We start from the raw sequence: 13,687 nt of genomic DNA, 5'->3' as shown, positions 1-13,687 counted from the left end.
TACTCAATCCCCAATCCCTCTAAATGGAGGGCGTGAGTTTTACACGAGCTTTGGCGGTGATTGGTTTTCCTAACTTAATTTGGACGGATGTGGCGCTGCGGTTGTTGTCAGTGCTACTACTGATTGCCATAAATGCCTTTTTTGTGACAGCGGAATTTTCGATGGTCAGCGTGCGGCGATCGCGTATTCACCAGCTAGTTAAGGCTGGGGATATTCCAGCGATCGCTGTCGAAATGCTACAACGTAGTATTGACCGACTGCTATCTACTACCCAGTTAGGCATTACCCTTTCTAGTTTGGCGTTGGGATGGATTGGCGAAAGTACGATTGTCGTGCTGGTAAATACCTGGTTAAGATCCTGGCCTTTACCGATTGGGATGACTACCTTCCTCGCCCATTCCCTATCAATTCCTATTGCCTTTTTCTTGATTGCCTATTTACAAATTGTGATCGGAGAACTATGTCCCAAATCCTTAGCCATGCTGTACTCAGAACAGCTAGCGAGGTTTTTGGGGCCTCCGGTAAAAGCGATCGTGCGTTTTTTTGGCCCCTTCATCTGGATTCTCAACCAATCAACTCGTTTTTTATTGCGGATTTTTGGCATCCAATATACAGGTCAAGGCTGGCGGCCACCTGTGACTCCCGAAGAATTGCAACTGATTATCTCTACAGAATGGGGATCTACTGGTTTACAGCGTGCGGAGCGAGAACTGCTCAATAATGTCTTTGAGTTTGGGGATGTCAGGGCCCAAGATGTGATGATCCCCCGCACCAGTATTATCACGCTGCCAAAAGATGCTACCTTCCAGGCATTACTCAAAGAAATGGCTGCTACTGGTTACTCTCGCTATCCGGTGATTGGTGAATCCTTAGACGATGTTCGCGGCATTGTTTATTTTAAAGATTTGGCACAACCTTTGGCTGTGGGAAAACTCAGTTTAGAGACACAGATCCAATCTTGGATGCGTCCCGCCCGGTTTGTTCCAGAACACACGCCCTTGAGTGAACTGTTGCCCATGATGCAGCAAGAGAAGCCCGCTATGGTCATGGTAGTAAATGAATTCGGCGGTACTGTAGGACTCGTGACAATCAAAGATGTCATTGCCGAAATCATCGGCGACGCAAGCGTTCCTGAAAGCAGTGACGACTTACTGATTAAGATGTTAGATGAGCAGAAATTTCTGGTGCAAGCACAAATCAACCTTGAAGACCTCAACGAAGTTTTGCATCTCAATTTGCCCCTGACCAGAGAATACCAAACACTAGGGGGCTTTTTGCTGTATCAGTTACAGAAAATTCCAGCCATTGGCGAAATCTTCTTTTATGAAAATCTCGAATTCACTGTGGTATCAATTGTTGGCCCACGCCTCCATCAAATTCAACTGCGACGGTTAGAAGAGTTAGGAGTTGAGAGTTAGGAGTTAAAATTCATAATTCCTCACTCCTAACTCAAGAAGCATAGTCTAGTGGATCTGCAAGTCCCAATTCGGCAAAAGCAGCCAACCTCAAGCGACAAGAATCACATACACCACAGGCGACATCTCCACCTGCATAACAAGACCAAGTTAGCTCCCAAGGAACTCCCAATTGATTCCCCAGTTGGATGATTTCGGTTTTTTTCAAATTGATTAAGGGTGCAACAATCTTAATTGGCTGTCCCTCACGCCCTTGTTTAGTTCCCAGGCGAAAAACTTCCTGCATTGCCTGAATATAGTCGGGGCGACAGTCAGGATATCCTGAGTAATCTAAGGCATTGATACCGATATAGACACGTTCAGCTGCGATCGCTTCGGCGTAACCAAGAGCAAAGCTTAAAAAGATGGTATTCCGAGCCGGAACATAAGTTACAGGAATATTTTGAGACATTTCATCCAGCGATCGCTCTTGGGGTAGATCAATCGCATCATCGGTAAGTGCGGAACCGCCCCATTGTCGTAAATCAAAATTTACTACCTGATGTTTTGCGATCGCAGCCTTTTGAGCAACGTTAAGGGCTGACTGTAACTCTCTTCGGTGTCGCTGCTGGTAATCAAAGGAGATCCCATGACATTCACAGCCATCGGCCTTAGCTTGATACAGAATTGTGGAAGAGTCCAATCCCCCAGATAACAGAATTACAGCTTTCATCTCAGTTGCAAATTTTAGATTTCAAATCACCAAATTACACCTCAGCAAGATGCCAGAAGGCAATGCCAAGGAGAATTTACACTTAAGTCTTACTGAATGTTTTAAACTTAATAAAAAGATACATATTTTCTGTAAAAAGTGCAAAATCCAAAACCAACCCGAACTATCTATACAAAAGATATTTAGATTACGGGAACCGATCGCAAACTTTGAAATTCTTCATAAACATAGGCTCTATGTTACCATCTGGATGGTTTTAGACGGATCGTAACTGGCTTTCGAGTATAAACGCCAACGGCCGTAGCGTCTCTATATTTGGTGGTTGAGGAGAGAATAATAGTGCAAGATAGCATGTCAGTGGCAGAATCGAATCCATATACACAGCGCAACCAGCCACGACCGATCCGCATAGGCGTGATCGGAGTGGGTAACATGGGACAACACCACGCTCGCGTGCTGAGTTCAATGAAAGATGTTGAACTGGTCGGAGTGGCAGATATTAACGTCGAGCGAGGATTAGAAACTGCCAGCAATTACAAGGTGCGTTTTTTTGAAGATTACTGTGACCTGCTACCCCTTGTGGAAGCAGTTTGTGTAGCTGTTCCCACCCGTCTGCACTATGCCGTGGGTATCAACTGTCTGTTAGCGGGAATTCATGTTTTGATTGAAAAACCCATCGCAGCTAGTATTTCTGAGGCAGAGTCTTTAGTAAATGCCGCAGCTGAGTCTGGGTGTATCCTGCAAGTAGGTCATATTGAGCGTTTCAACCCAGCTTTTAAAGAACTAAGCCAAGTTCTGAAAACAGAGGAATTGCTGGCGCTAGAAGCCCACAGAATGAGTCCTTACTCAGATCGGGCAAACGATGTTTCGGTTGTACTGGATTTAATGATCCATGACATCGACCTACTTTTAGAACTAGCTGCTTCCCCAGTCACAAAATTGACTGCTAGCGGGACTCGCTCCTTAGACTCTGGTTATTTAGATTATGTAACCGCTACATTGGGGTTTGCTAATGGTATTGTTGCTACTCTGACCGCCAGTAAAGTCACCCACCGCAAAATTCGTCGGATTGTCGCCCATTGCAAAAATTCATTTACTGAGGCAGATTTTCTCAAAAATGAAATTTTGATTCACCGACAAACCACTGCCAATTCTCTCACCGACCACCGACAAGTACTTTACAGGCAAGATGGTCTGATTGAAAAAGTCTATACCAGCAACATTCAACCCTTAAGTGCAGAATTAGAACATTTTGTCAACTGTGTACACGGTGGCAATCAACCCTCAGTAGGTGGTGAACAAGCTCTCAAAGCTCTGAGACTCGCAAGTTTAATTGAGCAGATGGCGCTAGAAGATCGAGTTTGGAATCCATTAGACTGGCAATCGGAACCAAGAGTACAATCATTGACCCCGACAGCCTAGAAGAAGATTGGCAGATGGAGATGAGGGGGAGAAAGTAAAATTTTCTTCCTTACCTTCCCTTTCTGCCTCATCCCCTCCACTGCATCAATCTCAGAAGAAAATTCAAAAGTATGTTTTGAAATTAGGTCATCAAATTTTTCGATCCTTCCTAGTCCTTTTAAAAAACCGACCAAGAGGGATCTAAAAAATTAGAAAACAAAACCTAGTGGTTCGTTTCATGAATTTTGTGAGGTTCGTAGTGAGGCATAAATCGCTCAATTTAAAACACTAGAGCTACTGACTACGAATTTTTATAACCCTCAAAATTAATGAAACAGACCCCTAGCTTCCACTTGTTTTACTCTGTTTCTAAATTGGGATGCCAACTTTTAGTGCAGCTAAGTTACCTTGATTCTAGCAAGCGAGGATAATTATCTTTTGAGGACTTACGCAAACAATAGCTGAAAAGAAAGATTTTCAGGTAGGGGCAATTCATGAATTGCCCCTACAGTATGTAGTTTTGCATAAGTCCTATATCTTTTTTTGTTTTACACAACGGTAGGTAGCGCGGCTTGGGTAGGTTTGCTAACATACTCTGGATACGCCTTGGGTAGTCAGTATGAACTTGTGGACAAGTACCTTGCTCCTGTATCCAAAATCGTACTTGGGGGTTTGGTTCTAGCATTTGCTTTTTGGATATTTAAGCGCCAGTTAAGACGTACTAGAAGATGAAACACGGACGCTTTTGGTTTGAAAGCAGTAAAAGCAGGGGTTACATCTGGCCAAAATTCGCCTACACTATGCCAAATAATACTAGATGTGCGAAGGCATGAGCTTATCGGAGATATCGCCCGAATTAATTTTTGGCGTATTTCTAGCTACACTTGACGCAACCTAGAATTTCTGGTTGCTCGCATTTTTGTAAGATGAGCATGACAACTTTTTACAGTTAAATTTGAACTAGGAGCTTTCATGACAGACCAACCTTCCGCCGCTAACCCTATGAATAGTGCTGCTATACCCATGAATAGGCAGCCGTTAGCATCGACGACTCCCATAAATGCTGTTAATAATAATCCTCCTACCAGTGGTACTAAGCCAGGCGGTGGTTCCGGTAAAACTATTCTCAGTGTTGATTTAGGTAGAACTTCCACAAAAACTTGTGTGAGTCGTGAACCAGGCAGTGTGGTGTTCGTACCTGCTAACGTCAAGCAGATGTCGATAGAACAAGTCCGCGGCGGTGTTTTTGAAGCCAGAGCTACTGACCCCTTAATGGATTTGTGGCTGGAGTATCAAGGAAATGGATATGCTGTTGGTCAACTAGCAGCAGATTTTGGAGCGAATCTAGGAGTCGGCCAATCTAAGGTAGAGGCTGCACTGGTAAAAGTATTAGCAAGTGCTGGCTACTTCAAACTCAGAGACGATATCTCAGTTGTACTAGGTCTGCCTTTTCTTTCCTTAGAGCAATTTGAAAAAGAAAAAGCACAGTTGATTAGCCAAGTAGGTGGCCCTCATGTGTTGAACTTCCGAGGCGAATCTATATCGCTGAACGTCAGTAAGGTATGGGTAATGCCAGAAGGCTACGGCAGCCTACTGTGGTCTGAAGCTCAACCGAAGAAAAGTCCTGGTAGTCCCGATTTTACAAAAATATCAGTGGCGATCGTTGATATAGGACATCAAACCGTCGATCTTTTGATGGTAGATAACTTCCGTTTTGCCAGAGGTGCTTCTAAGAGCGAAGATTTCGGCATGAATAAGTTTTATGAATTGGTGTCTGCCGAAATTGAGGGAGCAGATAGTCAATCTCTAGCGCTGATTTCTGCTGTGAACAAACCCAGAGGTGAGCGCTATTACCGTCCTAAAGGCGCTAGCAAGCCCACCAACCTAGACGATTTTCTTCCCAACCTCACAGAGATGTTTTCACGTGAAATCTGTAGCCGTGTGCTAGCCTGGTTGCCAGAACGCGTCACCGATGTGATTCTCACTGGCGGGGGTGGTGAGTTCTTCTGGGACGACGTTCAACGTCTACTCAAAGAAGCAAAGATTAATGCTCATTTAGCAGCACCTTCCCGTCAGGCGAATGCTTTGGGGCAGTATATTTATGGAGAGGCACAATTATCCTCCAATCGCGCTGCTAGGGCATAAAGCTGATGTTCCAATGGTCAAAAAAGGTAGTTAAATCCGTCACGTTCAACCCAGAGCTTGCTGATGAAAGCTTGTTAGCGCAAGTAGAAAGTTATTTGGAAAAACAACCAGACAAGACTTTCAGCGACCTCTGTAAAGAAGCCTTGTGGCAATCTTTATGTGTACCGGAATCTGTACAACCTGCTCCACAAACAGCAGCAACAACACCGGTTGAACAACAAATCGGTGAACTGCAACGTCAAGTGGCTGGACTTGAGGAACGTTTTTTTGCCAAGGGATCTAATCGTTTGGAGGCGATGGAACATCATCTACTGCAACTTTCTCAACAAGTCGCACAACTGGCGCTCATAGTCAACAATCGCTCGTTCGTTCCGTCTCCAAGTCAATTAGAAGTAGTAAATAATACTTCTTATACTGTTGCTACCCCTCCTCAAGAGGTTGACCCCGTAATCAGTCGCCTTAGTCAGTTTCTCGATGATTTTTAAGGAAAAATCACGTTCGTGAGCAGTTTTTGCTCATATTAACAATCCTTAATAGTGTTCACTATTAAGGATTATTAATGTTTGTATATAGAAATATTGGGATGATTGAGATTTGTGTATCTCTAAATACAAGGGTGGCAAACGAAGTTTAGGTATGGTGGAGTTTTTGCAGGTAGGCAAGGCTTTGGGTCTACCTGAAAACCGGCCTGTTCTATGCCAATATCTAGTCCACCTGCTCCTGTAAATAAACTGATATTGCCTGATTGTCTATCACTGCTTTTTTCCTTACAGCCTCAATTAAATATACGACTTGCTGGAACCCTCAAGTCTGCTTAACGTTAACGATAGATACCTGCAATTCTAAATAGTGTAAGCCTTTTGAAACAGTATGTTACAAAAGCGCTATCCTCTTTCAAATGTGGTAAGCCTAGATGAACCGTTAGACATTGCACCTGTAGAATACACAGATTTGCTCACTTTTGTGTTAAATATTATTAGTACATATTATTACTAGATTCTTTTTTTACTTTATACACTGTATAAATGCTAGAATCCTCAAGTAGACAGTTAGGATACCTAGATGCCAGTTGTAGCTAACTCAATCAAGTTTGGTACAGACGGCTGGCGGGGCATTATTGGTGACGAGTTCACCTTTGAACGCCTAGCCCTGGTCGCACCAGTCGCCGCAAAAGTATTATATGATACATATTTTTCTCAGGTGGGTAGCCGGACAATAATTGTCGGTTACGATCGCCGATTCATGGCCGAAGATTTTGCTCGTGCTGTTGCCGATACTGTCACCGCTATCGGCTTTGATGTGCTACTGAGCGAAAGCTTTGCCCCAACCCCAGCTTATAGTTGGGCGGCAAAAGAACTCAATGCTTTAGGTGCGCTAGTAATTACAGCCAGCCATAATCCTGGGAAATATTTGGGTTTAAAAGTCAAGGGTTATTTTGGTGGATCGGTACCGCCAGAAGTCACAAAGGAGATCGAAGAGCAGTTGTTGGTGGAGGTACCACTAGCAGCTACCCCAGGTAAGCAAGAGAAATTCGATCCTTGGCCTAGTTATACCCAAGCACTAGAACGTAAAGTTGATATCGCCAAACTTCGAGAAGCGATCGCATCTGGCAAACTAACGTTATTTGCTGATGTCATGCATGGCGCGGCGGCTGGCGGATTGGCAAAACTACTAGGAAATCAAGTCAAAGAAATCAACTCAGAACGCGATCCCCTATTTGGTGGCGGTGCGCCGGAACCCTTGCCTAAATACCTTTCAAAGCTATTTGGAGTCATCAAAGATCATCGAGAAACCGATAAATCAGGTTTAACGGTGGGGTTAGTATTTGATGGAGACTGCGATCGCATTGCAGCAGTGGATGGAGAAGCAAATTTCCTAAGTTCCCAAGTATTAATCCCGATATTAATCGACCATTTAACCCTACGGCGCGGCTTTAGTGGAGAAATAGTCAAAACCGTTAGTGGTTCCGACTTAATGCCCCTTGTAGCAGCACTACATAACCTCTCAGTCTTTGAGACAGCAGTTGGTTATAAATACATAGCTGACAGAATGTTAGTCGCAAAAGTGTTACTGGGTGGCGAAGAATCGGGAGGAATCGGCTATGGTAGCCATATTCCTGAACGCGATGCGCTGCTATCAGCATTGTATGTGCTGGAGGCAATCGTAGACTCTGGTTTAGATTTAGGTGAGTATAATCGCTACTTGCAGAAACAAACCGGGTTTAACTCAGCTTACGATCGCATTGATTTACCCTTAGCAAATATGCAAGTGCGATCGCGTCTTTTACAACAACTGGAAACCCAACCCTTAACAGAAATCGCAGGGTTAGCGGTAATTGATTGCCAAACAATTGACGGCTACAAATATCGCCTAGTTGATAAAAGCTGGTTAATGATTCGGTTTAGCGGGACTGAGCCAGTTTTACGCCTCTACTGCGAAGCCCCGACAATTGAGCAAGTGCATCAAACTCTTGCTTGGGCCAAACAGTGGGCGGAGTAAAATTCATTATCAGTCATTAGTCATTTGTCCTTTGTCCTTGGTAAATTACTAATGACCAATGACCAATGACCAATGACCAATGACCAATGACAAAATTACTTGTAGTAGCCACAGGAAATCCAGGTAAGTTGCGGGAAATGCAAGCTTACCTGGAAAATTCTGGTTGGGAATTAACCCTCAAACCGGAAGAATTGGAAATTGAAGAGACGGGCGAAACTTTTGCCGCTAACGCTTGTTTGAAAGCGTCACAAATTGCTAAAGCTACGGGAAACTGGGCAATCGCTGATGATTCGGGCTTGCAAGTAGATGCCCTAAATGGCGCACCAGGAGTTTATTCTGCACGTTATGCCAAAACCGACTCAGAACGGATTGCTAGGCTATTGAAAGAATTAGGGAACGAGGTAAATCGGCAAGCGCAGTTTGTTTGTGTAGTTGCGATCGCTCGTCCTGATGGTGCGATCGTATTCCAATCTGAAGGTATTTGTCGTGGTGAAATTCTCCATACACCTCGTGGTGATGGTGGTTTTGGGTACGATCCAATTTTTTATGTGCCAGAGTTGCAATTGACCTTTGCTGAGATGACACGGGAGTTAAAGCGGTCAATTAGCCATCGAGGCAGGGCTTTTACAGCTTTACTTCCGCAACTGGAGAGAGTTGAGAGTTAGGAATTAGGAGTTAGGAGTTAGGATTTATGAATTCTGCTAAATCTTCATTCATTTAGTCCTCACTCACAACTCATAACTCTTAACTCATAACTTTTTTAAACCGCTTCTGTGTTCTTTTCGCCGGTACGAATCCGAATCACTTGCTCAACAGGCGAGATGAAAATTTTACCATCGCCGATTTCACCAGTGCGGGCAGCAGCAATAATTTTGTCTACCACCATATCAACCTGATTATCGTCAACTACGATTTCCACTTTGAGTTTTTGCAGAAACTCGACAGTGTACTCAGAACCGCGATAACGTTCAGTTTGTCCTTTCTGCCGTCCGAACCCCCGAACTTCAGAAACAGTCATACCGACAATACCAGCGTTAACCAAGGCAATTTTTACCTCATCTAGCTTAAATGGGCGGATAATAGCTTCTACTTTTTTCATCTTCTTGACTCCTGACTTCTACTAGCTTCGTTTATATATCTAACCAGATCCGCAGTCTGAAGCTGTAACTAGCAGTGCTTTTCCTAAAAGATATGTAATAATTACCACTTTCTTAAAGTGTAGATGCATTGCCTGATGCTTGAGACATGAGAACCAGCCAGGATTTATTAATTGGATAATCTTTGAGGTTCTAACAAAAAGAAGTTGCTGTCAAATTAGCATTTTATGTAGCTTTTATAACCTAGAAATAGATAAATTTCGTTATTTAGCAGATATCCTCAAATATTTAGAGAGTGAATGCAGAGAAATTGCTTGCTAGCCTGCTGCCGACTGTGGGAGTTTCAAACTAACGTTTCTGATGTTCAAATAAGGGACGCACAACGAAATATCCTGCGCTAAAGGCAGTAAGCATGATTAACAAAATGGTGATAATTAACCACCAACCACTTAGTCCCTTAGCATCTGGCTCAGTAGTGGAATAATAACTTACTTGTTGCTCTTCTATAAAAACTGGTTCTTGTATCGGGAAATTAATTTCCATTACAGGTGTCGAAAAGTTTTGGTGGCGGCTTTTTTCGGGCGCGGCTTTGGGGACAATAGGTGGACGAGGATGAGCAACCTGCTGACGTGGAGACACTTGAGTTGCTGGCTGTTTGGTAGCGCTTTTCACGCCGCTAGAAGCTTGGGAAGCTTGGTGATAACTAGGCGTAGCATGGGAATCTACAAAATTTTGCAAATGAGAAAAAGACTCGGCAACTTTGATAATTTCTTGGCGTAATAGTTGATTTTCTTGTGCTAGTTGCTGATTTTGGGTGGTGAGTGCATTTAGCCTCGCCTGTGCTGCTTGCAACTCTGCTGACAATTCCCTGTATACAGATAGTGGTACAGAGGGAGGGTAGGCTTGAGTAGTCGGTGTTGGCGAATTTCTGTGAACAGAACCTATGGTTGTTCGCATCGGGGGCTTGGTATTAAAAATCAAGGTAAGTAGATCGTACAGAGATGCTAACAGAGATAGTCACCCCTGAAACTATGCCCAAGAATAATAGAAAAATGCCGAAAGGGCAAAGATTTATTATGAGGGATTGGGAATTTGGGAATTGGTTAATCTTCCTAGTCCCTAGTCCCCAGTCCCCAGTCTCTAGTCTCTAGTCTCTAGTCTCTAGTCCCCACAATAATTGGGAAAAAATGTCCTACAGGGCCTTGCCCTTCGCCAATATCTAGGGCGTAAGTAAGTGCAGTAGTCACATACTCCTTTGCTTGTTGCACTGCCGACCACAAGTTATTTCCCTTAGCCAGATTAGCAGCGATCGCAGCCGATAGGGTACAACCAGTACCGTGAGTATTTTTTGTCTCTACTTGCTTTGTAGTCAAAACTTCCAACTTGTCCCCATCAAACCAGATATCAATCCCACGCAAATCTCCCTGCATACCACCACCCTTGACTAAAACAGCCTTCGTCCGTAAAGTCTTGTGAATAATTTCAGCCGCAGCTTGCATATCCTCCAAAGAATTAATTTGTAAACCGCTCAAAATCTGGGCTTCGTAGCGATTCGGCGTGATTATAACTGCCTTGGGAATCAGGGCATGGCATAAAGTCTTCACAGCATCATCATCAATCAATTGTGCCCCTGTACGTGAAACCATTACTGGATCGACTACTAAATTCTCGATTTGTAAAGCTTCCACTTGCTGGGCAACAGCCAAGATAATTTCCTGATTGAGCAACATACCAGTTTTGGCAGCTTGTACGCCAATATCTTCAACTACTGCCTGAATTTGCGCCACAACAGCCTCTGTTGGTATGGCATCAACTCTTTTGACTCCTAAAGTGTTTTGTGCCGTGACGCAGGTTATGGCGCTAGTACCGTGGACGCAGTGAAAAGCAAAGGTGCGTAAATCAGCTTGAATTCCTGCACCGCCACCACTATCTGAACCAGCAATGGTTAAAGCAACAGGTATTCTGGAGTTTATTTCAGTATTCATATTATGAAGATTAAGTCAGTTGGCATCATCAAACCAAACTATCTCAAAGATTGATGAATTAGGCTAAAACCCTCTACTATCCTGCCTCCTGAAGGCAACCTACTTACTGGTGAGATGGTTTTTGCTTGGCGTAGGCGTAACTTGCAAAAAATGTTTGAAGGAACTTCATCCAATCCTCGCACAAAGCACTCTCTATCCCCATATCACTATCGAAATTAACAGGACTCTACCACTATACCTCCATAGTTATTTTGATTTTGTTGTAAAAAAACTTACCATATTCAGAATTTTTACTGATATCAAGTGCTATTTGTAAAGGCTACTTTTAATTAAGTTCACAAGGCTCAGTTACATCGCCTACAACAGGTTCGACTAAGTTGTTACATTAGTTCCCTTAACTTAAGGGATCAACCTACTAAAGTTTCAACCAATTTAACTTCGATCACTGTAACTTTTAGTCCTCAGTTATCAGCCCGGAGGTGCATTCTACCATGCCGATTTGGCAACTTCCTGACCTAAAACAACGGACAAAGTTCAAAGGAATGACTATGCAGATTTACGATTCTTGTATCAAAAATAGCAGATAAGCTGGCTCGCAAAGAGCAGCGATGTCTACGACGGGCTATGCCTACGCGGCTGCTACAGGTAAAGATACTATTCAACTCGACTTCATCACAGGATATCTAACAAAAAGCTCAGAGAAGACAGGAAACGTCTCCGGCTTTGCGCTGCCTTGTCTACGTGCTAATCGTCCGTTCACCCTCAATAAAACACTGACGATTGACGATATTAATATCCCTGATTTAACCATCAACGGTTGACAGGAGAAAAAGTTTTCAGTTTGACAACAGCGTTTCTACAACCGACGCAATTTCAAGTTGCGATCGCACAACTGTGACTGTCTGAAAATTCCAGACAGATTAACCATCCAAATCGCTCCTTAGCAACTCAAGAAACTTGCTGAGGTGTACTTCCAATTACCCTTGCACACACATTTGGAGTAAATAAATGACTACATACTACGTTTCTGGAACAGGTAATGATAGCAATAATGGCTTGAAGGAAGGCGCTGCATTTCGCTCCTTGGGCAGAGCCGTGTATGAGATGAAAACAGGCGACACACTCTACGTCATGAATGGGATTTATGACAAAGGAGCGATGCTTTTTAACAAAAATGGCTCGCCAGATAACTGGACAACAATAAAAGCTTATCCAGGGGCTACACCTAAGATCCAAACAACAGGAAGTGGCATTCTTGTATTTAGTTCATCCTACGTGCGAATTGAAGGACTTGATATAGAAGGCAATCGGGAAAATATAACTTTAGACTATGCATTACAACAAAAGGACAACCTCAACAACCCTTTAACTAATGCCAGTGGAATTGAAGTAAAAGCTTGGACAAATAGTCAAGGGGTAGGCGGTACTAACCCCCATCATATTGTCATTACCGGTAACACAGTCCGTAACTTTCCCGGTGCAGGAATGGGATTCACCAATACAGACTACATTACTGTTGAGAAAAATATTGTGTCTGGAAACGCTTGGTATTCGCCTTGGGGGACTCAGGGAATTAGCGCTCTCCGTAGTTTTAATTACGATAATAATACTACTGACTACAGGATGATTTTTCGAGACAATATTGTTTACGATAATCAAAGTCTAGTTCCGTGGCATGAAGCTGGCAAAATCACTGAAGGTCACGGGATTATGCTTGACACTACTACTAAGACTACTAATAGTGTGCCTTATAGCGGTAAGACCTTAGTTGCTAATAACATAGTTTACAACAATGGTAGCTCTGGCATTGAGGCTTTCAAAGCTACAAATGTAGATATTGTCAACAACACGGTTTATCAGAATAGCCGTGTTCTTACAAACTCTGGAGAGATTGGTGTTAGTTACTCAGACAATGTACGGGTCTATAACAACATCATGTATGCAAATGACAATCAAAATGCCAATCTGATCAAATACTCAACAGATGTAACTTTCGATCGCAACCTTGTTTATAACTCGAATTTATTTCAAGCTTCAGATAATCTAAAGGCCACAGGGTTGCAGAATATTTTGGGTAAAGATCCCCAATTTGTTGATGCCGCCAAAGGAAATTTTGCACTCAAAACTGGAAGCGCTGCAATTGATGCGGGTTCCAATCTTTTCAATGGCATTAGTACGAATACTCCCCAGGATGGCGATGGCAATGGCACTGCATTGATTGACATTGGTGCCTACGAAGCCCCCCGCAGCACTATTAGCGCTCCTGAAATTCAAGTTCTCAATGGCACAGTTGACATTGTAGATGGTAGTACTACTGCAATTAACTTTGGCGATGTCGTTGCCGGTAACACCTTGACCAAAACCTTTACCATCAAGAACACCGGTACAGCTGCACTCAACCTGAGTAATCTGAAACTTCCCGACGGATTTAGT

The 13,687-nt window shown here is 43.3% G+C and carries 12 protein-coding genes and 1 pseudogene; 9 read left to right on the top strand and 4 right to left on the bottom strand.

Going from position 1 to position 13,687, the window contains the following annotated elements; genetic code table 11:
* The first annotated feature begins 23 nt into the window (after positions 1-23).
* A complete protein-coding gene (locus tag V7K55_RS21595) occupies positions 24-1,418 on the top strand; it encodes a hemolysin family protein (RefSeq protein ID WP_334834695.1) in 1,395 nt (464 codons plus the stop codon).
* Positions 1,419-1,449: 31 nt separating this feature from the next.
* On the opposite strand, the gene queC is transcribed toward V7K55_RS21595, so the two are convergent.
* The gene (gene queC, locus V7K55_RS21590) at positions 1,450-2,127 is read right to left on the bottom strand and encodes a 7-cyano-7-deazaguanine synthase QueC (protein WP_334834694.1); all 678 of its coding nucleotides are present in this window, start codon (positions 2,125-2,127) and stop codon (positions 1,450-1,452) included.
* A 339-nt stretch (positions 2,128-2,466) separates the two neighbouring features.
* Here queC and V7K55_RS21585 point away from each other — a divergent pair, with 339 nt between their 5' ends.
* From V7K55_RS21585 to rdgB, 6 genes and pseudogenes are all read left to right on the top strand, one after another.
* Complete coding sequence (locus tag V7K55_RS21585) at positions 2,467-3,549, top strand: Gfo/Idh/MocA family oxidoreductase (RefSeq protein ID WP_334834693.1); 1,083 nt, start codon at positions 2,467-2,469, stop codon at positions 3,547-3,549.
* 519 nt (positions 3,550-4,068) lie between these two features.
* Positions 4,069-4,260: pseudogene (locus tag V7K55_RS21580) on the top strand (DedA family protein); the annotation flags it as partial.
* Between the two features lie 240 nt (positions 4,261-4,500).
* A complete protein-coding gene (locus tag V7K55_RS21575) occupies positions 4,501-5,673 on the top strand; it encodes a ParM/StbA family protein (RefSeq protein ID WP_334834692.1) in 1,173 nt (390 codons plus the stop codon).
* Between the two features lie 5 nt (positions 5,674-5,678).
* Positions 5,679-6,158 (top strand): plasmid segregation centromere-binding protein ParR, encoded by a 480-nt coding sequence (locus tag V7K55_RS21570; RefSeq protein ID WP_334834691.1) that lies wholly within the window; start codon positions 5,679-5,681, stop codon positions 6,156-6,158.
* Between the two features lie 577 nt (positions 6,159-6,735).
* The gene (locus V7K55_RS21565) at positions 6,736-8,172 is read left to right on the top strand and encodes a phosphoglucomutase/phosphomannomutase family protein (RefSeq protein ID WP_334834690.1); all 1,437 of its coding nucleotides are present in this window, start codon (positions 6,736-6,738) and stop codon (positions 8,170-8,172) included.
* A gap of 86 nt (positions 8,173-8,258) precedes the next feature.
* The gene (gene rdgB, locus V7K55_RS21560) at positions 8,259-8,837 is read left to right on the top strand and encodes an RdgB/HAM1 family non-canonical purine NTP pyrophosphatase (protein ID WP_334834689.1); all 579 of its coding nucleotides are present in this window, start codon (positions 8,259-8,261) and stop codon (positions 8,835-8,837) included.
* Positions 8,838-8,932: 95 nt separating this feature from the next.
* Here rdgB and V7K55_RS21555 read toward each other — a convergent pair whose 3' ends face one another.
* The 3 genes from V7K55_RS21555 to thiD form a co-directional block, all read right to left on the bottom strand.
* Complete coding sequence (locus V7K55_RS21555) at positions 8,933-9,271, bottom strand: P-II family nitrogen regulator (protein ID WP_012410794.1); 339 nt, start codon at positions 9,269-9,271, stop codon at positions 8,933-8,935.
* Between the two features lie 346 nt (positions 9,272-9,617).
* Positions 9,618-10,226 carry a cell division protein ZapB gene (locus tag V7K55_RS21550; protein WP_334834688.1) on the bottom strand — a complete coding sequence of 203 codons (609 nt, stop codon included), beginning with the start codon at positions 10,224-10,226 and terminating at the stop codon, positions 9,618-9,620.
* 197 nt (positions 10,227-10,423) lie between these two features.
* On the bottom strand, positions 10,424-11,254 hold the full coding sequence (gene thiD, locus V7K55_RS21545) for a bifunctional hydroxymethylpyrimidine kinase/phosphomethylpyrimidine kinase (RefSeq protein ID WP_334834687.1): 831 nt from the start codon (positions 11,252-11,254) through the stop codon (positions 10,424-10,426).
* A 608-nt stretch (positions 11,255-11,862) separates the two neighbouring features.
* Here thiD and V7K55_RS21540 point away from each other — a divergent pair.
* The gene (locus V7K55_RS21540) at positions 11,863-12,075 is read left to right on the top strand and encodes a hypothetical protein (RefSeq protein ID WP_334834686.1); all 213 of its coding nucleotides are present in this window, start codon (positions 11,863-11,865) and stop codon (positions 12,073-12,075) included.
* Between the two features lie 187 nt (positions 12,076-12,262).
* A partial coding sequence (locus V7K55_RS21535) for a right-handed parallel beta-helix repeat-containing protein (RefSeq protein ID WP_334834685.1) occupies positions 12,263-13,687 on the top strand: 1,425 nt, incomplete at its 3' end.

The organism is Nostoc sp. (assembly GCF_036919895.1).
Classification (GTDB): domain Bacteria; phylum Cyanobacteriota; class Cyanobacteriia; order Cyanobacteriales; family Nostocaceae; genus Nostoc.
This window is presented reverse-complemented; position numbering and strand designations above follow the sequence as displayed.